This window comes from Candidatus Poriferisodalis sp. (genome assembly GCF_965205175.1).
Taxonomy (GTDB): domain Bacteria; phylum Actinomycetota; class Acidimicrobiia; order Acidimicrobiales; family Poriferisodalaceae; genus Poriferisodalis.
Genome location: NZ_OZ242038.1, coordinates 80,726 through 103,939, shown reverse-complemented (window position 1 = coordinate 103,939; position 23,214 = coordinate 80,726). Strand labels below are relative to the sequence as shown.

Annotated in this window: 24 protein-coding genes and 1 pseudogene; 17 read left to right on the top strand and 8 right to left on the bottom strand. The window is 67.0% G+C overall.

Annotated features, from left to right (window positions below; all coding sequences use genetic code 11):
- Positions 1–54: 54 nt before the first annotated feature.
- The 10 genes from ACOGI4_RS00450 (at position 55) to ACOGI4_RS00405 (ending at position 8,371) form a co-directional block, all read left to right on the top strand.
- Entirely contained in the window at positions 55–960 is a 906-nt protein-coding gene (locus ACOGI4_RS00450; RefSeq protein ID WP_419841994.1) for an LLM class F420-dependent oxidoreductase, read from the top strand.
- A gap of 139 nt (positions 961–1,099) precedes the next feature.
- Positions 1,100–2,527, top strand: coding sequence for a Fe-S cluster assembly protein SufB (sufB, locus tag ACOGI4_RS00445; RefSeq protein WP_419841993.1), 1,428 nt, complete (start codon positions 1,100–1,102; stop codon positions 2,525–2,527).
- The gene (locus ACOGI4_RS00440; RefSeq protein ID WP_419841992.1) at positions 2,527–3,594 is read left to right on the top strand and encodes an HpcH/HpaI aldolase/citrate lyase family protein; all 1,068 of its coding nucleotides are present in this window, start codon (positions 2,527–2,529) and stop codon (positions 3,592–3,594) included. The genes sufB and ACOGI4_RS00440 overlap by 1 nt, the downstream gene beginning before the upstream one ends.
- A gap of 58 nt (positions 3,595–3,652) precedes the next feature.
- Positions 3,653–4,516, top strand: a complete 864-nt coding sequence (locus tag ACOGI4_RS00435) for an HpcH/HpaI aldolase/citrate lyase family protein (protein WP_419841991.1) — start codon at positions 3,653–3,655, stop codon at positions 4,514–4,516.
- Positions 4,517–4,530: 14 nt separating this feature from the next.
- A complete protein-coding gene (locus ACOGI4_RS00430; RefSeq protein ID WP_419841990.1) occupies positions 4,531–4,944 on the top strand; it encodes a hypothetical protein in 414 nt (137 codons plus the stop codon).
- A gap of 37 nt (positions 4,945–4,981) precedes the next feature.
- Positions 4,982–6,235, top strand: coding sequence for a Fe-S cluster assembly protein SufD (gene sufD / locus ACOGI4_RS00425; protein WP_419841989.1), 1,254 nt, complete (start codon positions 4,982–4,984; stop codon positions 6,233–6,235).
- Positions 6,232–6,561 (top strand): non-heme iron oxygenase ferredoxin subunit, encoded by a 330-nt coding sequence (locus ACOGI4_RS00420; protein WP_419841988.1) that lies wholly within the window; start codon positions 6,232–6,234, stop codon positions 6,559–6,561. The genes sufD and ACOGI4_RS00420 overlap by 4 nt, the downstream gene beginning before the upstream one ends.
- Entirely contained in the window at positions 6,558–7,466 is a 909-nt protein-coding gene (sufC, locus tag ACOGI4_RS00415) for a Fe-S cluster assembly ATPase SufC (protein WP_419841987.1), read from the top strand. The genes ACOGI4_RS00420 and sufC (ACOGI4_RS00415) overlap by 4 nt, the downstream gene beginning before the upstream one ends.
- 25 nt (positions 7,467–7,491) lie before the next feature.
- Positions 7,492–7,803, top strand: a complete 312-nt coding sequence (locus tag ACOGI4_RS00410; RefSeq protein WP_419841986.1) for a 4a-hydroxytetrahydrobiopterin dehydratase — start codon at positions 7,492–7,494, stop codon at positions 7,801–7,803.
- A gap of 10 nt (positions 7,804–7,813) precedes the next feature.
- A complete protein-coding gene (locus ACOGI4_RS00405) occupies positions 7,814–8,371 on the top strand; it encodes an NUDIX domain-containing protein (RefSeq protein ID WP_419841985.1) in 558 nt (185 codons plus the stop codon).
- Between the two features lie 8 nt (positions 8,372–8,379).
- Here ACOGI4_RS00405 and sufU read toward each other — a convergent pair whose 3' ends face one another.
- The 4 genes from sufU to ACOGI4_RS00385 form a co-directional block, all read right to left on the bottom strand.
- Entirely contained in the window at positions 8,380–8,916 is a 537-nt protein-coding gene (sufU, locus tag ACOGI4_RS00400; RefSeq protein ID WP_419841984.1) for a Fe-S cluster assembly sulfur transfer protein SufU, read from the bottom strand.
- 40 nt (positions 8,917–8,956) lie between these two features.
- A complete protein-coding gene (locus tag ACOGI4_RS00395; protein WP_419841983.1) occupies positions 8,957–10,219 on the bottom strand; it encodes a SufS family cysteine desulfurase in 1,263 nt (420 codons plus the stop codon).
- On the bottom strand, positions 10,216–10,956 hold the full coding sequence (sufC, locus tag ACOGI4_RS00390) for a Fe-S cluster assembly ATPase SufC (protein WP_419843052.1): 741 nt from the start codon (positions 10,954–10,956) through the stop codon (positions 10,216–10,218). The genes ACOGI4_RS00395 and sufC (ACOGI4_RS00390) overlap by 4 nt, the downstream gene beginning before the upstream one ends.
- Positions 10,957–11,047: 91 nt before the next feature.
- Complete coding sequence (locus ACOGI4_RS00385) at positions 11,048–12,421, bottom strand: M20/M25/M40 family metallo-hydrolase (RefSeq protein ID WP_419841982.1); 1,374 nt, start codon at positions 12,419–12,421, stop codon at positions 11,048–11,050.
- 73 nt (positions 12,422–12,494) lie between these two features.
- Here ACOGI4_RS00385 and ACOGI4_RS00380 point away from each other — a divergent pair, with 73 nt between their 5' ends.
- From ACOGI4_RS00380 to ACOGI4_RS00370, 3 genes are all read left to right on the top strand, one after another.
- On the top strand, positions 12,495–13,952 hold the full coding sequence (locus tag ACOGI4_RS00380; protein WP_419841981.1) for an amidase: 1,458 nt from the start codon (positions 12,495–12,497) through the stop codon (positions 13,950–13,952).
- A gap of 105 nt (positions 13,953–14,057) precedes the next feature.
- Positions 14,058–15,143, top strand: a complete 1,086-nt coding sequence (locus ACOGI4_RS00375; RefSeq protein WP_419841980.1) for an ATP-binding cassette domain-containing protein — start codon at positions 14,058–14,060, stop codon at positions 15,141–15,143.
- The gene (locus ACOGI4_RS00370) at positions 15,140–15,985 is read left to right on the top strand and encodes an ABC transporter permease (protein ID WP_419841979.1); all 846 of its coding nucleotides are present in this window, start codon (positions 15,140–15,142) and stop codon (positions 15,983–15,985) included. The genes ACOGI4_RS00375 and ACOGI4_RS00370 overlap by 4 nt, the downstream gene beginning before the upstream one ends.
- A gap of 41 nt (positions 15,986–16,026) precedes the next feature.
- Here ACOGI4_RS00370 and ACOGI4_RS00365 read toward each other — a convergent pair whose 3' ends face one another.
- Complete coding sequence (locus ACOGI4_RS00365; RefSeq protein ID WP_419841978.1) at positions 16,027–16,668, bottom strand: MBL fold metallo-hydrolase; 642 nt, start codon at positions 16,666–16,668, stop codon at positions 16,027–16,029.
- 83 nt (positions 16,669–16,751) lie between these two features.
- Positions 16,752–18,482 (bottom strand): molybdopterin-dependent oxidoreductase, encoded by a 1,731-nt coding sequence (locus ACOGI4_RS00360; RefSeq protein ID WP_419841977.1) that lies wholly within the window; start codon positions 18,480–18,482, stop codon positions 16,752–16,754.
- Between the two features lie 332 nt (positions 18,483–18,814).
- Between ACOGI4_RS00360 and ACOGI4_RS00355 the strand changes: the two genes are divergently transcribed.
- From ACOGI4_RS00355 to ACOGI4_RS00340, 4 genes are all read left to right on the top strand, one after another.
- A complete protein-coding gene (locus ACOGI4_RS00355) occupies positions 18,815–19,927 on the top strand; it encodes an acyl-CoA dehydrogenase family protein (protein ID WP_419841976.1) in 1,113 nt (370 codons plus the stop codon).
- A 207-nt stretch (positions 19,928–20,134) separates the two neighbouring features.
- Complete coding sequence (locus ACOGI4_RS00350) at positions 20,135–20,740, top strand: hypothetical protein (RefSeq protein ID WP_419841975.1); 606 nt, start codon at positions 20,135–20,137, stop codon at positions 20,738–20,740.
- A 43-nt stretch (positions 20,741–20,783) separates the two neighbouring features.
- A complete protein-coding gene (locus ACOGI4_RS00345) occupies positions 20,784–21,035 on the top strand; it encodes a hypothetical protein (RefSeq protein WP_419841974.1) in 252 nt (83 codons plus the stop codon).
- Positions 21,036–21,073: 38 nt separating this feature from the next.
- The gene (locus ACOGI4_RS00340; RefSeq protein WP_419841973.1) at positions 21,074–21,838 is read left to right on the top strand and encodes an alpha/beta hydrolase; all 765 of its coding nucleotides are present in this window, start codon (positions 21,074–21,076) and stop codon (positions 21,836–21,838) included.
- Positions 21,839–22,474: 636 nt separating this feature from the next.
- Here the strand turns inward: ACOGI4_RS00340 and ACOGI4_RS00335 are convergent.
- Positions 22,475–22,582 (bottom strand): annotated as a pseudogene (locus ACOGI4_RS00335) (topoisomerase DNA-binding C4 zinc finger domain-containing protein); the annotation flags it as partial.
- A gap of 144 nt (positions 22,583–22,726) precedes the next feature.
- On the bottom strand, positions 22,727–23,200 hold the full coding sequence (locus ACOGI4_RS00330; RefSeq protein WP_419841972.1) for a MaoC family dehydratase: 474 nt from the start codon (positions 23,198–23,200) through the stop codon (positions 22,727–22,729).
- Positions 23,201–23,214 lie beyond the last annotated feature (14 nt).

The following is a 23,214-nucleotide window of genomic DNA, read 5'->3' as shown; positions in this document are numbered from 1 at the left end:
CCCGGCGGCGGTCAGCCGCGTGCAGCCACAAGGACTGAGGTATCGTCGCCACCCATGAGCATGGGAAACATCGACATCGGCCGCATCGGTATCTGGACGGGGGTGCTCGACTCGCTGCCGTCGGCGCAGGGCGTGGAGTTCGTCGCCGAAGCCGAGGAGCTGGGCTACGGCGCATTCTGGGTCCCAGAGGCCGTCGGGCGGGATCCGTTCGTGGCGGCCACCCGCCTGCTGGCGGGCACCAGCACCATCAAGCTGGCTACCGGGATCGCCAACATCTACGCACGCGACCCCATGACCATGGCGAACACGCTGCGCACCATCGACGAGGCGTTTCCGGGACGCTTCCTGCTGGGCTTGGGCGTCAGCCATCACCACCTAGTGGAGTACATCCGCAAGCACGACTACTCCCGGCCGCTGAGCTACATGCGCGACTACCTCGAGCGCATGGGCAAGGCCCGCTTCATGGCGCACGGCCCTCAGGAGCTGCCCGAGATGGTGCTGGCCGCGCTCGGGCCCAAGATGCTTGAGCTGTCTGCCACCGCCACCGCCGGAGCGCACCCCTACTTCGTGCCGCCCGAGCACACGGCGTTCGCCCGCGAGACCATGGGTCCCCAAGCGGCGTTGTACCCGGAGCAGATGGCGATTCTGGACACCGACGCCGACACCGCTCGCACGCTCGCCCGCAAGAACATGGCGATCTACTTGGGCCTGCCGAACTACGCCAACAACCTCTTGCGGCTGGGCTTCACGCAGGCGGACATCGACGGCGGCCCCGACGGTGGCCCGTCCGACCAGCTGGTGGATGCCATCGTGGCTTGGGGCACCGAAGAGGATGTGACGGCGCGGGTGAACGCTCACTTCGACGCCGGAGCGGACCACGTCTGCGTGCAGGTGCTAGCCGATGACCCGCAGACCGCGTTCGACGGCTGGCGCCGGCTCGCCCCCGCCCTGATCGACTGAGCGTCTCGGCTGAGTATCTCAACTGGGCGTCGGCTCGCGGCCGGCTCACTGGGCACCGCTGCTGCGCGCCGGTTCTCCGTGCGATCGCTCCCGGCTTGGCGCGCTCGGACTTCGCTCCGGGCGGCAGTAGGCTGAGCGTATGACCGACACCTCCACGACCGACACCGCAGGACCTGCCGTCGGAATCGACCTCGGCAAGTACAAGCTGGGCTGGAGCGACGAGGAAGACTACGTGTTCAAGCCGCGCAAGGGCTTGGACGAGGCGATCATCCGTGAGATGTCTGGTCTCAAGAACGAGCCCCAGTGGATGCTGGACTTCCGGCTGCGCGCCTACAAGATCTTCCAGCGCAAGCCCATGCCCGCCTGGGGCGGAGACATGTCGGAGATCTACTTCGACGACATCTACTACTACATCAAGCCCACCGAGGGTCAGGTCGACGCTTGGGAGGAGCTGCCCGACTCGGTCAAGGACACCTACGAGAAGCTGGGCATTCCAGAAGCGGAGCGCAAGTACCTTGCCGGGGTCACCGCCCAGTACGAGTCCGAGGTGGTGTATCACCGCAACCGGGAGGACCTCGAGGCCCAAGGCGTGCTGTTCAGCGACATGGACTCGGCGGTCAAGGAGCACCCCGAGATCGTCCAGCGCTACTTCGGCACGATCATCCCGCCGGGCGACAACAAGTTCGCGGCGCTGAACTCGGCGGTCTGGTCGGGCGGCTCGTTCATCTACGTGCCTCCCGGCGTCGAGGTGGAGATGCCGCTGCAGGCCTACTTCCGCATCAACGCGGAGAACATGGGCCAGTTCGAGCGGACGCTGATCATCGCGGACGAGGGCGCCACGGTGCACTACATCGAGGGCTGCTCGGCGCCGGTGTACACCACCGACTCGTTGCACTCGGCGGTCGTTGAGCTAGTGGCGCTGCCCGGCGGGCGCATCACCTACACGACCATTCAGAACTGGTCCAACAACGTGTTCAATCTGGTCACCAAGCGCGCCGCCGCCTACGACGAGGCCCACGTGGAGTGGATCGACGGCAACATCGGCAGCCGCCTCACTATGAAGTACCCGGCCGTGTACCTCATGGGCCCGAAGGCCTCGGGTGAAGTGCTCTCGGTGGCCTACGCGGGCGAGGGCCAGCACCAAGACGCCGGGGCCAAGATGGTCCATGCCGCTCCCGAGACCACGTCCAAGATCGTGTCGAAGTCGATCAGCAAGGACGGCGGCCGCACGACCTACCGCGGCTTGGTACGGGTCGAAGAGGGCATGAGCGGCTGCCGCAGCCATGTCCAGTGCGATGCGCTGCTGCTCGACCCTCACAGCCGCTCCGACACCTACCCGTACCAGGAGATCGGATCGCGCGACGCCGAGATCGGCCATGAGGCCACGGTGTCGAAGGTGGCCGACGAGCAACTCTTCTACCTCATGAGCCGCGGGCTGTCGTCTGAGCAGGCCATGGGCATGGTGGTCAACGGATTCATCGAGCCTGTGACACGGACGCTGCCGATGGAGTACGCCGTCGAATGGAGCCGGCTGATCGAGTTGCAGATGGAGGGCTCGATCGGCTGATGCGCAGCCCCAAGGACGTCTTCGTTCCGTTGGCGGTCGGGGCGCCTGCCCCGCTGCGCGAGATTCCCTTCCGTCCCTCGCGCATGATCCACTTCTTCGATCCGTCGAATGAGCGCATGCGCGCCAAGGTGCCCGACATCGCTCCGACGGTGGACGTGCTGCTCGGCAATCTGGAAGATGCCGTGGCCGCCGACCGCAAGGACGCCGCACGGGCAGGACTCATCGAGGTCGGCAAGGCCTGGGACCAAGGGCACACGCAGCTGTGGACAAGGGTGAACAGTCTCGATTCGCCGTGGTTCCTCGATGACATCTGGGCGCTGAGTCACGAGATCGGCGACAAGCTGGACGTGATCATGGTGCCCAAGGTGGAAGGCCCCGAGGACATTCACTACGTGGACCGGCTGCTGGCACAGCTGGAGGCCAGGGTTGGGCTGGAGCGTCCGCTGCTGGTGCATGCGATTCTGGAGACGGCCCGCGGTGTCGCCAATGTCGAGGCGATCTGCTTGGCCAGTCCTCGCATGCAGGGGCTCTCGCTCGGGCCGGCGGACCTCGCTGCGGATCGTCGCATGAAGACGACGCGGGTCGGCGGCGGACACCCGGGCTACTTGGTGCGGACCGATCCGACGCCGATGTCCGCCGCTGCGGGCGACAGCGCACGCACTGCGTTCCAGCAGGACTTGTGGCACTACACGCTGGCCCGGATGGTGGATGCCTGCGGCACCGCCGGGATCCTTCCCTACTACGGCCCGTTCGGCGACATTGGCGACCCGCTCGGCTGCGAAGACCAGTTCCGCAACGCCTATCTGCTCGGCTGCGTGGGTGCTTGGAGCCTGCACCCCAGCCAGATCGACATCGCCAAGCAGGTGTTCAGCCCTGATCCCGACGAGGTGGCTTGGGCACAGCGGGTCGTCGCCGAGATGGGCGACGGCACGGGGGCGGTCATGATCGACGGCAAGATGCAAGACGACGCCACGTTCAAGCAGTGTGGCGTCATCTTGCAGCTGGCCCGGGATCTCGCCGCAACCGATTCCGAGCTGGCGGCCGCATACGGGCTTGGAGACACGTGAATCCTCCGCAGCGCATGGCGCCGCCTCGGCAGGCGTGGGGTCTTCAGTGAGCGGTGCCGTGGCCGGCAGCCGCCCGCTCCGCTCGGTGCTCTACATGCCGGCGGCGAATGTCCGGGCGCTGGAGAAGGCCAAGGGCATCGACGCGGACGCACTCATCTTCGATCTCGAGGATGCCGTAGCGCCCGATGCCAAGGAGGCCGCTCGCGAGCGTGCGTGCGCAGCAGCCGTCTCAGGGGAGTACGGCTACCGCGAGCTGACGATTCGCTGCAATGGACTGGACACGCCGTGGGGACACGAGGACATCACCGCAGCCGGTGCTGCGGGGCCGGCGGCTGTGGTCGTGCCGAAGGTGTCCGGTGTCTCCGATCTGGCTGCGGTCGCCGATGTGCTCGACGCCGGCGGTGCTGCGGAGTTGGTGCGCATCTGGGCCATGATCGAGACTCCCGCCGGCATCGCCAACGTTCGCGAGATAGCGGGCTTCGAGCGGACCGCGGCATTGGTGATGGGCACCAACGACTTGGCGAGCGAGCTGAGGGCCACAATCACCCCCGACCGCGCTGCGCTCGTGCCGCACTTGGCAGCGTGCCTCGTTGCCGCTCGCGAGGCGGGCGTGGTTGCGCTCGACGGGGTGTACAACGACATCAGCGACGCTGACGGATTCGCCGCGGTGTGCGTGCAGGGCGCGAACTTCGGCTTCGACGGCAAGACCTTGATTCACCCCAGCCAAGTCGGCCCGTGCAACGACGCATTCTCGCCCAGCTTGGACGAGCTGGGCTTTCATCGCAGCGTCATCGAGGCCTTCGAAGCGGCTGCGGCAGCCGGCCGCGGGGTGGCCACGGTCGACGGCAAGATGGTCGAGCATCTTCACTTGGCCGAGGCTCGGCGGGCGCTGGCATTCGCCGCAGCGATTGCGCAGCGCTGAAGGAGGCAACAGCGGTGCCGATGCGGACGAACTGCCGCCACTATGAGAGCCGGACGTACCCGAACGGCGACACGGTGCGCAAGTGCAACCTGGACTTGGCGCCCGAAGCGCCGTGGCGCTGTCCGGAGGACTGTCCTTCCTATTCGCCTCGTCGACTCGACGCCGGCTGGCAGCACGGGTCGCTGGGCGTCCAGAACTTCGCGAAAGAGCCGGCCAGCATCGGCGAGGACGATTCCATAGCGGCCCTGCTGGACGCAGCCGAGGACGTCGTGAATGCAGCAGGGCCGCGCATCCTCGAAGAGGTCGCCGCCGAGCGGTCCCGACACAAGGGCCTGCGCGCAAAGGCTCGCTCTCGCAAAGCGGCCAAGAAGAAGAGGCGCGCTCGGCGGCGCCAAGACCGCGACGACCGCAAAGACGGCGAGGTCTGAGCAAGGCCCTCACAGCCGCGCCGGTAGCCTCCGCAGCGTGTTCAGCCCGGACTTGGTCAGTGCGCTCGGCGGATCCGACACGTTCGCCAAGCGGCGCCGCCGAGCAGCGGAACGGGCGGTCGCGACGGGCATGCCGTCGTTCACCGACGAGGTGTGGCGCTACACGCCCATCGACGATCTCGACGCCGATCTGTACCGCTTCGGGGCGCCTGGCGGCGCCGCGGGCCCGGCCGGGCTGATGAACTGCGTGGACAGCGATGCCGCCGCAGTGGTACACATCTCCAACGGGGTCGTGGTCGACGTCGCGGTGCGGGCAGCCGGTGTCCGCATCAGCACCCTCGACGACGGTGCGGACGAGCAGATCGGCATGGTGGCACCGGAAGGGCCCGATGTGTTCGGCGACTGGAATCTGGCGCTGACGGCCGCGCCTATTGCGCTGTGCATCGACCCGAAGGCCGTAATCGCCGCGCCCATTGTCGTGCATGTACACACCGATGCCGAAGGGCTGGCATGGTTCCCCCGGCTCGTGGTGACTGCTGGACACACGAGCCAGGCCACCGTCGTCGAGCACCACAGCAGCGGTGCGACTCCAGCGCTGATCTGCCCGCTCACCGAGCTGAGCGTCGCCGACGGAGCACACCTCGCGCACGTGACGGTGCAAGAACTCGGCCCGGCTGCGTGGCAGATCGCGAACCTGTGCTCGGAGGTGGGCCGCGACGCCAACTTGCGGATCGGGCATGTCGCGATGGGCGGTGCGTACGCCAGGGCCCGCATCGGCACGGACATGGCCGGCCGAGGCGGCCACAGCGAAATCGACGCCGTGTACTTCGGACGGGGCACCTCCACGCTCGACTTCCGCACGTTCCAGACACACATCGCACCCCACACCACGTCGGACCTGCTGTTCAAGGGGGCAGTCGACGACCATGCCCGAGCCGTCTACACGGGCTTGATCCGCATCGAGTCGGATGCCTCGCATGTCGTGGCCGAGCAGACGAATCGGAATCTGAAGCTGTCCCCGCATGCCTGGGCCGAATCGGTGCCGAATCTGGAGATCGAGAACAACGACGTGCAGTGCAGCCACGCCTCCTCGATCGGTCCGGTCGATGCTGACCAGCGCTTCTATCTGGAGAGCCGCGGCGTGCCGACCGATGTGGCCGAGGCGCTGGTAGTGCGCGGCTTCTTCGACGAGGTGCTCGATGCGCTGCCGTCGGAGCAGATCTCGGCGTCGGTGCGCCGGCGCATCGACGAGCTGGTGTCGGACTCGGACTTCGCCGTGTCGACGCAGTGACCGCCTCGGGTGAACCCGGTGTGGTCGTGCTGTGCCGGCGCGACGAGGTGCCTGACGGCGAGGCCCGCCGCTTCGACGTCGAGGGTCACCGCATCGCACTCGCACGCATCGGTGACGACTTCTACGCCATCGGCGACCGGTGCAGTCACGGCAACTACTCGCTCTCGCAGGGCTGGGTCTGGCCTGACGAATGCGCGCTCGAATGTCCTCAGCACTCGTCGAGCTTCGACCTGCGAACAGGCAAGCCGAACTGCTTTCCGGCCACGGTGCCTGTCCCGGTCTATGAAGTCCGTGCTCAAGGCGAGGTCGTGGCGGTAGTGCTGTGACACGCTGCTCAGAAACGCACACGCTGCGCATCGACGGGCTCTGCGCCTCAGCAGGCGGCAAGGAAATTCTCCGAGGCGTGGACCTCGAAGTGTCCTCCGGGCGGGTGCATGTGGTGATGGGGCCGAACGGATCAGGCAAGAGCACCTTGGCCCATGTCGTGACCGGAAGGCCCGGCTACCAGGTCACTGCCGGTTCGGTCACCCTCGACGGCGCAGACATGCTGCGCTTGGTGCCTTGGGAGCGGGCCCAGGCCGGTCTGTTCCTCGGCATGCAGCATCCCACCGAAGTGCCTGGCGTCTCGACTGCCCGAGCATTGGCTGAGGCGCTTGCGTTGCGCGCCGGCAGCGACGGCCCAGACGAAGCACTGCTGGCGCGCACGAGCAAGCTGCTCGAGGCCGAAGCCGCCGCGGTCGGGCTGAAGGCCGACTTGGTGGCGCGTCCGCTGAACGTGGACATGTCCGGCGGCGAGAAGAAGCGGAACGAGACGGTGCAGCTAGCGGTGCTGCAGCCCCATATCGCCATCCTCGACGAGATCGACAGCGGGCTCGACATCGACGCCTTGCGCTCTTGCGCCAATCGCATCGAGGCACTCACCGAGACGGGTCTGGGCGTGCTGGCCATCACGCACTTCACCCGAGTGCTGGAGTATCTGCGGCCCGACGAGGTGCATGTGATCGTGGACGGTCGCATCGTGGACTCCGGCGGTCCCGAACTGGCCGAAGCGCTGGAGGAGCGCGGCTACGCGCCGTACCTCCCCGACGAGCGGGCCGCTGGCGTAGCGGTGTCCATCGGCGGACTCGGCCGGCCGCAGGCGTCATCGGCCGGTCCAGCATCAGCGGGCCCTGGCCGCACCGGCGGTCCGCTCGCTGACCCGTGGGCAGACCCGCTGGACCAACTGGGCTGAGTGCCGCACGAAGGAGGTTGATGCGATGACACGAGAGCTGTTGAGCGAGGACGAACTCGCAGCACTGACGAGCGAGTTGGAGTCGTGGCAGGTGTCGGGCAGCGAGCTGCGCCGCACCTTCCGCTTCGCCAGCTTCGTGGAAGCGTTTTCCTTCATGACCGCGGCGGCGTTGGCAGCCGAGAAGATGGACCACCATCCCAACTGGTCGAACGTCTACAGCACGGTCGAAGTAGCGCTGAGCACGCACGACCGCGGCGGCGTCACCGAACTGGACGCTGCACTTGCCCGCGCAATGGACGCGTGGGCAGGGCACTCGTCGGCGGGCAACGCCGGCTGACGTTCGGTCGATGGCTTGGCTGCGCCTGAGGCGGCGCCACCGAGACAAGGATCGTTCCGAGCGGGCCGCGGCCTTGCCCATGGTGGAAGGCACGATCGAACCGAAGCCTGGCGCGCGCCGTCTGCTGCATCAGCTCTTCGAGGCTTGGGTGCGTCTGCGGCCGGCACGTGTCACGCTGGGCGTGCGCGGCTTGGCGGTCGACGGCAAGGGCCGGGTCTGCTTGGTTCGTCACACGTATCGGGACGGCTGGTTCCTGCCCGGCGGCGGCGTCAAGCCCCGCGAGACGCTGTCGGAGGCGGCTGCTCGGGAGCTGAGAGAAGAAACCGGCATCGTGGTCGCAGAGGCGCCTCGCAGCGTGCTCGGGGTCTATTCGTCGCGCTATGGGCGCCGCAGCGATCACATCGTCGTATTCGTGGTCACCGACTGGCGCATCGAGGAGTCGGTCTCTTCGGAGATCGCCGAAGTGGCCTTCTATCCGCCTGACGAGCTGCCGCCGGGTACCACGCCGGGCACCTCACGTCGCATCTCTGAGTGGATGACCGGCGTCCCGCCCGGCCATCGCTGGTAGCTGCCGCGCTAGGGCGATTCGGCAAGCCCGGATTCAGCCAGCCCGGATGCAGCAAGCTCGTCGAGGCCGCTGACGAGTGCGTTCCAGCCCAGCGTTGCGCACTTGATGCGCACCGGGAACTTGACGACGCCCCGCAGCGCCTCGAGGTCGCCGAGTCGTGGCTGCTCCCCGGCGGGATCGCCGTTCGCGTGCTCGCCGGCGCCGCCAAGAGATTCGCTGCCGTCGCCGCCGATGGACTCCTCGTGAATGGACATCATCGCCTTGAACGCCCGCGTGAGGTCGCGGATCTCTGCGGTCGACTTGCCGATCACCGCGGCGGACATCATCGAGGCTGACGCCTGGCTGATGGAGCAGCCCTGACCGCTGACGCGCAGATCCGAGACCGTGTCGCCGTCCGTCTCGAAGGTCAGCACGATCTCGTCGCCGCACAGCGGGTTGAATCCTTCGCTGCGGCGCGCGGGGGGACACTCCAGCTCCCCACGGTGACGCGGGTTCCGGTAGTGGTCGAGGATGATCTCCCGATACAGGTCCTCAAGCCCAGCCATGGGATCTCGTCTCGCCTCGTCTCGCCCTGATCTGGCAGTCTCAGCGGCCGAACAGCGCGCCGACTTCGTCCAGCGCCTCCGCCAGGGAATCTACGTCGGAGGTGTCGTTGTACACGTACATCGAAGCCCGGGTGGTGGCACCGACGCCGAGGCAGCGCATCAGCGGTTTCGCGCAGTGGTGACCTGCGCGCACGCACACGCCGCTCTGGTCCAGCACCTGCGAGATGTCGTGGGGATGCACGTCACGGTAGGCGAACGACAGCACACCGCCGCGCTGGGCCGGCTCGGAAGGCCCGTGTACGGTGATGTCGTCGCCGTGGCGATCGGCCAACGTACGCAGCGCGTAGCCGGTCAGGCTGACTTCATGGGCGCGCACCGCATCCATGCCCAGTCCACTCAGGTACTGCACGGCCGCGCCGAGGCCCACGATCTCGGCAATCGGTGGCGTGCCTGCCTCGAACTTGTGCGGCACCGTGTTGGGGCGAAAGCCGTCCTTGGTGACGTCCAGGATCATCTCGCCTCCGCCGAGGAACGGCGGCATCGTCTCGAGCAGCTCCGAACGGGCCCACAGCACGCCCACGCCGGTAGGCCCGCACATCTTGTGGCCCGTGAACGCCATGAAGTCGACGCCCAGCTCGGTGACATCGGTGGGCAGGTGCGGAACGTACTGGCTGGCATCCGCGCAGATCAGCGCACCTGCGTCGTGCGCGGCTTCGGCGAGGTGGGCGATCGGGTTGAGCGTCCCGAGCACATTGCTCATCGCCGTCACCGACAGCAGCTTCGCCCCGTCGAGCAAGCGGTCGATGTGTGACAGGTCCAAGCAGCCGTCACCGGTGATCGGGATCCAGCGGATCTCGAAGCCTCGTTCGGCAGCCAGGATGTGCCACGGCACGATGTTGGCGTGGTGCTCCATCTCGGTGAGCACGATGGCGTCGGTGGGCCCGAGGTTGGCGCCGCCCCAAGACCGGGCTACCAGGTTCATGGCCTCGGTAGCGTTCTTCGTGAAGACGATTTCGCTGCTGTGGGGCGCTGCAATGAAACGGGCTACGTCGGCTCGGGCACGCTCCATCAGCTCGGTGGCGGCGGTCGCGATCTCATAGGCGCCGCGGTGAACGTTTGCGTTGACGCTGCGGTAGTAGTCGTCCATGGCGTCGAGCACGGCGGTGGGCTTCTGCGAAGTCGCTGCAGAGTCCAAGTAGACGATCGGACGTCCGTGGACGCTGCGCTCCAACAGCGGGAACTGCGCCTTTACCGCTGCGTCGATGCAGCGGCTGCCGCTGCTGTTGCCCGCCGCTGGGCTCACGCGGCGGCCTTCGATTCGAATGGCTCGTAGCCGTCGCGCTCGAGTTCTGCAGCCAGCTCGGGGCCGCCTGATGCGACGATCTGGCCGTCGATCAGCACATGGACGCGATCTGGCTCGATCTCGTCCAGCAATCGCTCGTAGTGGGTGATGAGCACGACGCCCATCCGAGGCCGCTCAGCGCGGACCTGCTGCAGGCCGGTCGCCACCACCCGCAGCGCATCGATGTCGAGGCCCGAGTCGGTCTCGTCGAGTACGGCTACATCGGGTTCGAGCAACGCCAGCTGCAAGATCTCGTTCCGCTTGCGCTCACCGCCGCTGAAGCCTTCGTTGAGGTAGCGGTCCATGAACGACTCGTCCATGCCCAGACGCGACATCCACTCGCCCATGGCGACGTAGATCTCGATGGCGGACACGTCCTCGCCGCGCCGGGCCGACACGGCTTGACGCAGGAAGTTGCGCACCGAAACGCCCGGAATGTGCTGCGGATACTGGAAGGCCAAGAACAGGCCGGCCTTGGAGCGGGCGTCCGGGTCCCAGCCGGAGATGTCGTCGCCGCGGTAGCGGATCTCGCCGCGTGTCACCTCGTACTCGGGCGATCCCAGGATCGTGGTGGCCAGCGTGGACTTGCCGGACCCATTGGGACCCATGACGGCGTGGCATTCGCCCTCGTGGACCAGCAGGTTCACGCCTCGAAGGATCTGGGGACCCTCGACTGCCCGGACACCCAAGCTGTCGATCTCGAAGAGGGGTACACCGGATGCGGCGTCCGGCGCAGCATCGCCCGCTGCCATCGCAGGCAGTGTACGGCGGCTGCCGGTTCCCGAGGTTTCAGCTCCAGAGGCTGTCGACCACGTCGAGCCACAGCTGGGTGGTCAGCGCGAGCGATTCCAGATCGATGCGCTCGTCGTTGCCGTGAAACCGGGCGCCGTAGTCGCTGCTGTCCAGATCTGGGCTGAACAGCCCTGCGCCGTACGCGACGGCGCCCAAGTCGCGGTACACGCGAGAATCGGTGAACCCGATGATGAGCTGCGGCGTCAGTCGGGCGGTCGGAAAGCGCCGCCCGACCGCAATCTGCAGTGCGTCCCACAACGGTGTGTCGACTCGGCTGACCGATGCCGGATCGTTCATGATGATCTCGACGTCCACCTCGTCGGCTAGGTCGCCCAGCGCTTCGTCGAGATGTGCCTGCACGTCGTTCGCAGCTTCGCCGGGCAGTGTCCGCACGTCCACCTCGACGTCGACGTGGTCGGGAATCACGTTCGTCTTCATCGAGGTGGGTGCCCCGATCACGTTCGGCGAGAACGAGGTATGCGTACACGAGTAAAGGTGTGCGGCCGTCGACGCGCTGGGATGAGCGTCCAGCCAGTCCTCGATGCGGCTCTCGTCGAGCAGGATGGCCCGGGTGTCTTCGTCGACGCCGAGCGTGTCTACCTGCTCGCGCCACAGCTCGTGGAACCTCGGCGGCGGGCGGTAGTTCGCGATGCGGTGTACCACAGCAGCTGCGGTCACCAGCGCATTGTTCTGGCGGAAGGGCCGTGAGCCGTGGCCGGGCACGCCCCGCACTCTCAGTCGCCGCCAGGCCACGCCCTTTTCTCCCACGTTCATGCCGATGAACGGAGCGTCGCGCGGCCCCGAATGCAGTCCGCCGTTCTCGGTCAGCACGTAGTCGGCGCTGATGGCGTCGCGGTGATGCTCGGCCATCCAGCGAGCGCCGAAGGCAGACCCGGCTTCCTCGTCGGCACAGGCGAAGTAGACGAGGTCGCCCTTGGGCCGATAGCCGGTTGCCGCCAGATGCCGGAAGGCCACGGCCATGGAGGAGGTGAGATTCAGCATGTCCACCGCGCCGCGGCCCCAGATTTCGCCGTCGATCAGCTCGCCGCTGAACGGTTCGCGACTCCAGCCGTCGGGGTTCACCGGCACCACGTCGGTGTGGCCCATGAGGCACAGCGTGGGTGCTGCAGGGTCGTAGCCCTCGATGCGAGCGACGAGCGACCGTCTGCCCGGCGCCGCGTCGAACACTTCGAGGTCCAGCCCGACGCCGTCCAAGTAGGCCGTAATGGCATCGGCATTGCGGACCTCGCCGCCGGACTCGGGCGTGCCGTCGTTGACGCACTCGTTGCGGATCAGCGTGGTCAAGAGTTCCACGGTCTGGCCGGTGCGACGATGTTCGTCGCTGAACCCGGAGGCGAATGACTGACTCATAGCCTGCAACCTAGGCGGCGCTTGTGGTCGAATGATCCCGTGAACACGAGTACACGATGAGCGCCGGCACGCCATGAACTCGGGAACGCACGACGACCTCGGCATCTGCGGGATGACGGCCACGCAGATGGCCGCCATGCTGGCGAACGGAGCGATTTCGGCGCGCGAGCTGCTCGCTGCGCACCTCGCGCGCATCGAGCAGGTCAACCCCGCCCTGAACGCCATCGTCACGCTCACGCCCGAGCTTGCCGCAGCGCGCGCTACGGCGGCTGACGAGGCGCATGCCCGAGGCGAGTCGCTGGGTCTGCTGCACGGGCTGCCGGTTGCGCACAAGGACTTGGCGATGACCGCAGGTGTTCGCACCACCATGGGCTCGCCGCTGTTTGCCGATTTCGTGCCCGACGCCGACGCTTTGGTGGTCGAGCGCCAGCGGGCAGCCGGCGCGGTCATGGTCGGCAAGACCAATACGCCGGAGTTCGGCGCCGGTTCGCACACGTTCAACCCGGTGTTCGGCATCACGCGCAATCCCTATGACCGTTCCAAGACCTGCGGCGGGTCCAGCGGGGGAGCGGCGACGGCGCTGGCGGCACGGATGCTGCCGCTGTGCGACGGGTCCGATCTGGGCGGTTCGTTGCGCAATCCGGCAGCGTTCTGCAACGTCGTGGGGTTCCGGCCTTCGCCGGGACGGGTGCCGTCGACGACATCGCCAGATGCTTGGTTCCCGTTGGCGGTCGACGGTCCGATGGCCCGGACCGTGGCAGATGCGGCGTTCTACTTGCAGGCATTGGCTGGTCCCCACGACCGTTCGCCGGTGTCGATCCAGGAATCGCCGACGGCCTTCGCCGATGCGTTGGAGCGGGATGTGCAGGGCGTCCGAGTGGCGTGGTCGCCGGATGCAGGCGGGCTGCCCGTCGACCCCGCCGTGCGAGCAGCGACCGCGCACGTGCCCGATGCGCTGACGGACTTGGGCTGCGAGGTGGTCGAGGCGTGGCCGGACCTCACCGACGCTCCGCAGATCTTCCATGCGCGCCGGGCATGGGCGTTCGCCGTAGGTTTCGGGCCGCTGCTCGAGGCCCACCGAGATGCGGCCCACCGAGGCGAGATGAAAGAGTCGGTGGTCTGGAACATCCGCCGAGGACTCGCGATGTCGATGGCCGACTATGGCGACGCCTGTCGCCGCCACACGCAGTTGTTCGCTCGGGTACACGAATTCATGTCGTCTGACGGCGACGGATTCGAGTTCTTGGCCTGTCCCACCACCCAAGTGCCGCCGTTCGATGTCGACCTCGAGTACCCCACGCAGATCGAGGGCGTCGAGTTCGAGACCTACATCGACTGGATGCGCTCGTGCAGCGACATCACGGTCACTACGCACCCGGCCATCTCGGTGCCCGCCGGCTTTACCGCCGACGGCCTGCCTGTGGGCTTGCAGCTGGTTGGTCGCCACCGTGCCGACCGCTCAGTGCTGGAGCTGGCCCACGCTTGGGAGACCGCGACGCGTCACGTCGACGTGCTGCCGCCGCTGTCGTAGCCCGACGTGGCGCCACGAGGGGCCTGCCCTGCGGGGTCGAGCAGTGCTGCGTGACTGCTCAGCACTCAGACGTTGAGCAGCCCGCCAATCGGTACCCTGCCGCGAGTGTCCGAGCCGAGCCGACCTGCGGCGCCGCCGGCTGTCGAGGCCGACGGGCTGGTGCGCGACTTCGGCGCCAAACGCGCGGTCGACGGTGTCGATCTGCTGGTCCGCAGAGGCGAGATCTTCGGATTCCTCGGACCGAACGGGGCCGGGAAGAGCACAACGGTGCGCATGCTGTGCACACTGCTGAGTCCTACCGCGGGCAAGGCGCGAGTTGCCGGCTACGACATCGCAGAACATCCGGGCGAAGTGCGCATTCGCATCGGCGTCGCTATGCAGGAGTCGGCGCTCGACGAGAAGCAATCCGGCCGAGAGATCTTGGATCTGCAGGCGCGACTGTACGGACTGCGGCCGGCGGATCGGGCAGCTTCCATCGACAACGCCATCGATCTCGCAGACATCGGCGACGCCATCGATGCTCGCATCTCCACCTACAGCGGCGGCATGAAGCGCCGGCTGGACCTCGCGGCTTCGCTGATACACGCGCCCGAGGTCATCTTCTTGGACGAACCCACCACCGGGCTGGACCCTGCCAGCAGGGCGCAGGTCTGGGAGGAGGTGCGCCGGCTGAACGACGAACTGGGCGTGACCGTGTTCCTCACGACGCAGTACTTGGAGGAAGCCGATGCGCTGGCCGATCGGGTGGCGATACTCGCCGACGGCCGCATCGTGCAGCAAGGAACGCCTGCGGAGCTGAAGCGGGCTGTCGGCGCCGATGTCATCGTGGTGGATCTGGCGCCGCGGGATATTGCACGCGCAGCCGAGGTCGCACAAGAGGTGGACGGCGCCGACGGCGTGACAGCCGGCCGACGCGGCATCACCATCTCCGCTGCAAACGGCGCAGGACTGGTAGGTGCTGTGGCCGTGGCATTGGCCGGTGCCGATGTGCATCCGACGGCGCTCACCGTGCGCACCCCATCGCTGGACGACGTGTTCCTGCAGGCAACCGGCTATCGCATGTCCGCTGCCCAAGAGGCTGCGGCTGACGGTGCTGATGCAGCGAGCGGCCCAGCAGGGTTGGGCACAGCATCGAACGCCGCCGTCGACGCGCAGCTGCGGCAGCAGACCTCGGCGGGAGGCGTCCGATGACCGACCGCGCGATTGACATCGCACCGGACCGAGCCTCGACTGCCGGCGGCGGCCTCACGCGCCGCGTCAGCTTCCTGACCGACATCGCGACGATCTCGCGGCGCGCGATCCGCAGCGTGATGCGCGAACCCGAGTTCGTCATTCCGGCGCTGATCATCCCGGTGTTCTTCTTCGTCGTCAACACGGGCGCCCTCGAGTCGTTCGTCGAAGGCCAGGCGCCGGCGGGCAGCAACGTCAGCCTCGACTACCGCGGCTTCCAGCTGCCGGTTGCGATCATCTTCGCGGTGACTGGCATTTCCCGGGCGAGCGTTCTGGTCATCGACATTCAGTCCGGCTATCTGGACCGCATGCTGGTGACCCCCATTCGACGCACCACACTGCTGTTCGGACTCATGGTGGCCGATGTCGTCATGGCGCTGGGCTTGGCGCTCTTCGTGGTGGCCATGGGCCTGGTCTTCGGTGTGTGGTTCGAGACGGGGGTATTGGGGCTCTTGGTGTTCCTGCTGCTGTCCATTGCCTGGAGCTTGGCCTACAGCGGCATCCCGTACACCGTGGCGTTGCGCACCGGGAACCCTGCAGCTGTGAACTCGTCGTTCCTGATCTTCTTCCCGTTCGCATTTCTGACGCCGTCGTTCCTGCCGCGAGAGCTGATGTCGGGCTGGCTCCGCGCAGTGGCGGGGTGGAATCCGGTGACCTACCTGTTGGAAGCGATGCGCACGATTCTCTTCGATGGCTGGAATGCTGCGATGATCCTCAAGGGCGCCGGGGCAATTGCGGGCCTCGCTGTCGTGACGTTCTTCATGGCGTTCAGATCCCTGAACCGCCGAGTGGCGACCGGCTAGGCCGATACAGCCCGCAGCTGCGACGAGTGCTGCGGCGCGGGCTACCAGCCTCGGTCGATCCACTCCTGCAGGTGCGGCGACTCGGTGCCGATGGTGGTGTCGAGACCGTGGCCGGGCAGCACCATGGTGTCGGCCGGGAACGCCGAGAACATCCGATCCTCGATGCTGCGGATGATCTGGTCGAAATTGCCGCCGAAGCTGGTGTTGCCCGGCCCGCCAGGGAACAGCGTGTCGCCGGTGAACAGCAGCGGCGTTCCTTCCACGTGGAAGCTCATGGAGCCCTCGGTGTGGCCCGGATTGTGAATGGTGCGGACTCGCAGACGCCCCAGCTCGATCACCGAGTCGTCCTCGAGGATGAAGTCGTAGCTCGGCAGCATCGACGCATCCTGTGCGGTGATGCCCACCTTGATGCCCGCTTCGCGCACTGCCGGCACTGCTTGGATGTGGTCCCAATGACCGTGGGTCTCCACCACCTTGGTCACGCCGAGGCGCCGGCACACCTCGAGCAGGCGCTCATGCTCGTTGGCTGCGTCGATGAGCATGGCCTCGCCAGTCGCTGTGCAGCGAATGGTGAAGACGTTGTTGTCGAAGTCGTCTGGGAAGCCGCCGGGCAGGTCGCCTTCAAGCGGGCGCACCACATGCTTGTGTACTTCGATGCCGGTGGCGGACCAGTGCAGAGCCATGGATGCATCTTATGGCACGGTGCCAAGGTGCCAATCGGCCACGGGGCCGGCGGACGTGTCACGATGCTGCCGTATTGCCGCGTTCAGGCGGCGTCCACCCGCACGGCAATGCGGTGCCATCCCTCGGCGCCATCGGGTCGGACATCGACGGGACCCTCGGGCTGGACGGTTCCGGCGCTGTCTGTGGCGCGCACTTGCAGCACATGCGTGCCCGCAGTGGGGGTCCACCGCCGGTGCCATTGCACCCATGTCTCGCCGCTGATCGCTTCGCCCAGTTCGCAGCGCTGCCACGGGCCGCCATCGACGCGCATCTCCACGGTGCCGATGCCTCGTGTCGGCGCCCAAGCGATGCCCGCGATCGACGTCTCCGAGCCGGCCACCGGGCGGGTGCCGCGGCCGGGCACGTCGATGCGGCTCTGGATCTTCATGGGTCCGCGTTTGGACCACCCTCGAGGCACCCAGAAGCCGTCGAATCCGTCCCACGTGGTGAGGCGGATCTCCTCGACCCACTTCACGGCCGACACGTAGCCGTACAGCCCAGCCACCAGCAGCCGCGCGGGGAAGCCATGCTGGGTCGGCAGCGGCTCTCCGTTCATGCCGACCGCGAGCATCGCGTTGCGGCCGTCGCGCACCACTTCGGTCGGGAACCCGGCGGTCCAGTCGTCGACCGAGCGTCCGACGATTTGGTCGGCACCTTGGCGTATGCCCGCGCGGTCGAGCAAGTCGGCCAGCGGGACACCGGTCCACACGGCGTTGCCGACGAGACTGCCGCCGACCGGGTTCGACACGCACGACAGGGTGATCACGCGCTCTTGCAGGTCCATCGCCAGGATCTCGTCGAAGGTCAGCTCGTACGGACGATCGACCATGCCGGTGAACCGGAGCCGCCAGGTTGCGGGGTCTACTTGCGGCACGGTCAGCGCGGTGTCGATGCGGTAGAAGTCTCTGTTGGACGTCAGGTAGGTCGATATGCCTTCGACCTCGTCCAGCGTCTCCAACGATGCGAGTTCGGCGGCAAGCCTGCGCTGTGCCGCCGTCGTGGCAGTCGGCGCGGTCGAACTCGGGGTGCCGGCGGCCGAGGTGCTGGTGGGAGGAATGCCGGGAGGAATCGAGGCCGGGCTTGAGGGTGGCGTCGAGGGATTCAGGCTGATGCCCGCTCGAGCGGTCTCGGCCGCCGAGGGACCTCGCAGGACCCGTCCCAGTGCGACGAGGCCCACGGCCGCCACTGCTGCGCTGCCGACGCTGCGCAGGAATGCCCGACGGCTGGGGTCCGGGCTCGTTCCGGGGGTCGGTCCAAGCTGCGGGCTGAAGCCCGGATCAGCGCCGTTGTCGGGAGCAGCGATGTCGGCAGGCTCATGGGCTGGGGGACCTACGCCCGCGGGACCCTTGCGTGCGAGCGACGAGCCGCTGCGCCCCAAGTCGCCTCGGGTCACGGCAACGCGCGACAGCAGTGTCAGCGTGAGGTAGCCGAGCAACGCAGCAGCCACGGCGACGAGCCATGAGCGCACGAACGGGCTCAGGGGATGGCGAGCAGCACTCCAGCCGCCAATGACAGCCAACCCGGCGAAGCCGGCGACCTGCAACCAACGGCGTCGGGGTGCCATCGCGGAAGCGCCCAGCAGACCGCCGATGATCAAGGTCAGCCCGACGATGCCGGCTGCCACTGCGGTCTTGTCGTTCTCTCCGAACAGCTCGATGCTGAGCCGCACTGCCCAGTCCGGCGAGTAGTCCACCAAGGTTTCGCCGACTGCCACCACCAGCGAAGGAATCGTCTCCGCCAGCGCGTCTACCAGCTCGCCGAACGCCAGCGCCATACCTGCACCACAGACGCCGGCCACAAACCCGGAGGCTGCTGAACCGGTGCTGGCCGACTCGGCGCCTGCCGACCACGGGTCTGGCGACCCACCGCATTCACGTCCAACGCCTGCTCGGGGCCTGCGGACCCACCGGCTGATGCCTCGGCCGTTCGGCGTCGTGGGGGCGCTGGACATCGCTACTCGTGGCGACGCTACCACAGCTGTCGCTTGGCACTGCGACAGATTTCGTTGCGATCGCTGAGCCGTCGCGACACGGGCGTGATAGAACTTCGCCTGACCGTTGCGCTGGTGCTGGGTTGCACTGGCGGCACCAGCCCGGAGGCGCGTCCGTGAACTTCGCATTCACCGAGGAGCAAGAAGAGCTCCGCAACTTCGTCCGTTCATTTCTCGAGGAGAAGTCCCCCGAAGCCACGGTGCGAGAGCTGATGGAGACCGATGAGGGCTACGACCCTGCCGTGTGGACGCAGATGGCCGAACAGCTCGGCTTGCAGGCGCTGATCATTCCCGAGGAGTACGGCGGTCAGGGCGCCGGCTACGTCGAGCTCGGCATTGTGCTCGAGGAGATGGGCCGCAGCCTGCTGTGCTCGCCCTACTTCTCCACGGTGGTGCTGGCCGGCAACGCCATCTTGCACTCAGGCAACGAGAAGGCCAAAGAAGAGCTGCTCGCAGGCATCGCTTCCGGCGAGATCATCGCCACCTTGGCCTTGGCCGAGGTCAGCGGACGCTGGGACGCCGATGGCATCGAAGCTGAGGCCACCGACACCGGCGACTCGGCGACGATCTCCGGCGAGAAGATGTTCGTGACCGACGGCGGCACTGCCAACCTGTTCGTGGTGGCGACGCGCTGCGACGGCGGCATTCACCTGTTCACCGTCGAGGGTGACGCGGCCGGGCTGAGCCGCGAGAACCTCGCCACCATGGATCAGACTCGCAAACAGGCGCGCATCACGTTCGACGCCACGCCTGCGAAGCACCTGTGCGACACCGACAACTTCGCCTACCTCGACAAGGTGCTCGATCTAGCTGCGGTGGCGCTCGCCAACGAGCAGGTCGGTGGCGCACAGTTCGTGCTGGACATGGCCGTGCAGTACGCGAAGGACCGTGTGCAGTTCGGCCGGCCGATCGGCTCGTTCCAAGCCATCAAGCACAAGTGCGCGGACATGCTGCTCGAGGTCGAGTCGGCTAAGTCGGCGGCGTACTACGGGGCTTGGTGCGCATCGGAGATGAACGACGAGCTGCCGTCGGTGGCCTCGCTGGCCAAGGCGTACTGCTCGGAGGCGTACTTCCATTGCGCTGCGGAGAACATCCAGATCCACGGCGGCATCGGCTTCACTTGGGAACACCCAGCGCACCTGTACTTCAAGCGCGCGAAGAGCTCCGAGCTGATCTTCGGTGATCCCGCATACCACCGGGAGCTGCTGGCGCAGCGCATCGGGCTGTAGGCGCTGTCAGCGGCCGGCGCATCGGTTGCGGACGCACCGGCGGGGCCGCGCGGCGTTGCAGCGCGTGGGTCGCTGCGCTCAGGTGTACGGTTTGCCGGGCGCAGAGGCTGGCGCAACGTTCTCGTTTCACGACCGACTTCTGGGTCGATGCTCGTGTTGATGCTCTTGGTTGATGCCTGAGCGCGGTGGGCGGCCGAGGAGTCAACCGTGATCGTGGCGGTGGTGGTCATCTCGCTGGTGATCGGTTTCGTCGTTGCCGCCGGCGTGGTGGGCTCACAGGCGCAGCGGCTGGGCCGCCAACGCCGCGAGCCTGTGTGGCGGCTGGCAGAAGCGGCGCAGTTCGTCTCGGATCTGTTGCCGTTCGATGTTGCCGCAGGGCTGGGACCGAGCGAACTGGAGACGCTCCTGCGAGCGCATCTCAACCAGCTGCAGTTCGCGTCGGACACGATGCACGACCTCGCCGCGTCGCAAACGGCTGCATCGGCTGACACCGCGCGTTTGATGGCAGTGCCCGAGGGTGCCGCGTCCGATACCGCCGCGGCAGCAAGCGCTGCGTCAGCGAGTCCCGTATCTGAGGGTGCCGCGGAGGCCGTCGATAGTGCGCCTGCGAGCGTGGCGACGACAGGCATCAGCGTCACCGAGGATCGCTCCTCTATCGCAGAGCTGTATCGCGGCCTGCGTCGAGACGGAATTGAGGTATCGCTCGAGCAGGTCCACGCCGTAGCGGCCGCACACCTCGAGTACCTGCGTCGCATCGGCGCACTCGCGGCCGCGGAACCTGATGGAGGCCGCGCTTGCGACGAGGATGGCTGAGCCCGCGGCGAGCGGAGCGCGCCCCGGACGGCAGAATGTGCGCATGGACCTCCGGCGAATCGACGCCCCCAGGGAACTTGCAGGCCGCCGCTTCGTAGGCGACAAGCGCAGCCAGGTCGTCTACGACCTGGAGACAGCATCGGATGACGCGGCCGTTGTCGAACGCCTTGTCCGGGCCGTCGCAGACATCGTGGCAACGCAGTCGTACGCCACGTTCGGCCCCGACGAGCTGCGAGAGGCGCGCAACCGCGGCTATCGCCTGTCGCGGCTGTGCGGTTCGTCGCAGCCTCGTTGAGCCCGATTGAGCGCGGTGCCGTCTGCTTGGAGCGTGCGGTGAGCACGACAGTCTCCGAGATCACCATCGAAGGCGCTCCCCGGCTTGCCGCGCTGATGATCCGGCCGGCCCGCTCGACAGGGAGCGGACCCGCTGTAGTGCTGTGTCACGGGTTCCCTTCCAAGCAGCGACCTGACACGCCGAATCGCACGTACCAGCTGTTTGCTGAGCGCATCGCCGACGCGCAGGGCTGGACCGTGCTCGCAGTCAGCATGCGAGGTTGCGGCGAATCCGAAGGAGATTTCTCGCTGCTCGGCTGGATCGACGATGTCCGACGTTCTGTGGAGCAGGTTCTCCAAGACGGCTGCCGCGGTGTGTGGCTCGTGGGTTCCACCACGGGAGGCTCGGTGGCCATGCTTGCCGCCGCAAGCGATGCGCGCGTTCGGGGGGTGGCGGCAATGGCGCCCAGGGCTGACTTCGACGACTGGGCGAGTGATCCAAGGGCATTTCTGCAGCACTGCCGAGATGTGGGCGTGATCCGGTCTGAGACCTTCCCGCGCTCGGCGAGCGCATGGAACCGCGAGCTGAAGCAGAACAAGGCGATCGATGCCGTGACGCAGCTCGCCGACCGGCCGCTGCTGATCCTGCACGGCATCGCGGACCGCCAGGTCCCCTACGAAGAGGCACGACACTTGGCGTCTCGACATCCCAGCGCTGAGCTGCGCCTCATAGACGGCGCCGATCATCGGATTCGCCACGACCCCCGCGCAATCGCCATCCTGCTCGGCTGGCTAGAACACCAAGCCGCCGCCCAGTACGCCTAGCCGCTCCGCACCCGGCGGCTTCGTCGTGTTCATCTGAGGCGCTGCGCATCGCACCGCTGGTCGGCACGCTGGCAGCGGGTGTCGGTCGTGTCCGGCTTCGTCGACGATGCGCCGATGTGAAGCGGTGCCGGCTCAGCGATGTGTTGGCTCAGGCAGCGGCAACAGCAGCACTCGGCCGTCCTTGCTCTTGGCCACGGGCCTTGGTTCCATGGTCTGATGCCGCCATTGGCGGATGTCAGGGGTGTTGCCTTTGTTCCTGTTGCAGCGCGCATGAGCGACTTGAAGATTGTTCATTCTGTGCAGTTCGCTGGTGTAGTACGCCCCTTGTTGCGCCATGCCTTCAGAGGTGAGCTCGAACACGGCGAACCGTTTCGGCACGATGTGCTCGATGTGCGCTCCTTTGAGCTTCATCAAGCCACCGCAGATGCCGCAATGACCTTTGTCGCGATCGTGCAGATACGGCAGAACTCTCCGGCGGTGTTCAGGATCCCAGCGGTCGTTCGCATCGGGTTCGTCGAGTTCGAGACGCCAGCGCCAGATGCGATCTGCTGTACCGCGCGCCTTGTTCAACAGCCCCGATTGCCCTGACAGCGGCTCGGGCGGCGCGCTGCTGAACGGGCACACCTCCGGCACCGTCACCGTTGAGCGGCACTTCGGAAACGTCGAGCATCCCCAGAACTCGTTACCCGCGTGCTTGCCCTTCTTGGCCACTCGACGCACCATGGCTGAGCCGCACTTCGCACAGCGAATGTCCTCGTCTGGCAAAGCGCTAGCGGGATCGGCGTACTCGGGCATGTGCTCCCTCCGCAACTGCCAGCAACGGCGAGTGCAGACTGTAGTTCGCGTCTGCGAGCCGGCACCGGCGTTCGAGACTTGCCGACGAAAACGTCAGGGGCGGCGGGCGAGCATCATGTTGGCTACGGCTCGCAGCACGGTGGTGCCGTGCTGGTTGACGAGTTCGTGGGCCATCTTGACGATGCCCCGGTCGGGCTTGGACCGGCTCGGGCGAACCTCCAGCACCTCGACCGTCAGCGTCAGGCAGTCACCGGGACGCACCGGCGCCAGCCACCGCAGCTCGTCGAGGCCGGGCGAACCCATGCTGGAAGGCCCCAGCAGATGCTCGCCCAGCAGCCGCATCATGATGGCGCCGGTGTGCCAGCCCGAGGCGATCAGGCCGCCGTAGACGCTGTGGCGAGCAGCTGCCGGATCGATGTGGAACGGCTGCGGGTCGAACCTGCGCCCGAATTCGACGATCTCTGCTTCGTCGACGGTCGCTGAACCGAACGTGAAGCGCTCGCCGGCCTCGTAATCGTCGAACCATCGCTGCGGGCACGGGATCGGGCGCGAGCCGTCGCTGGACATCAAGCCAGTGTGCC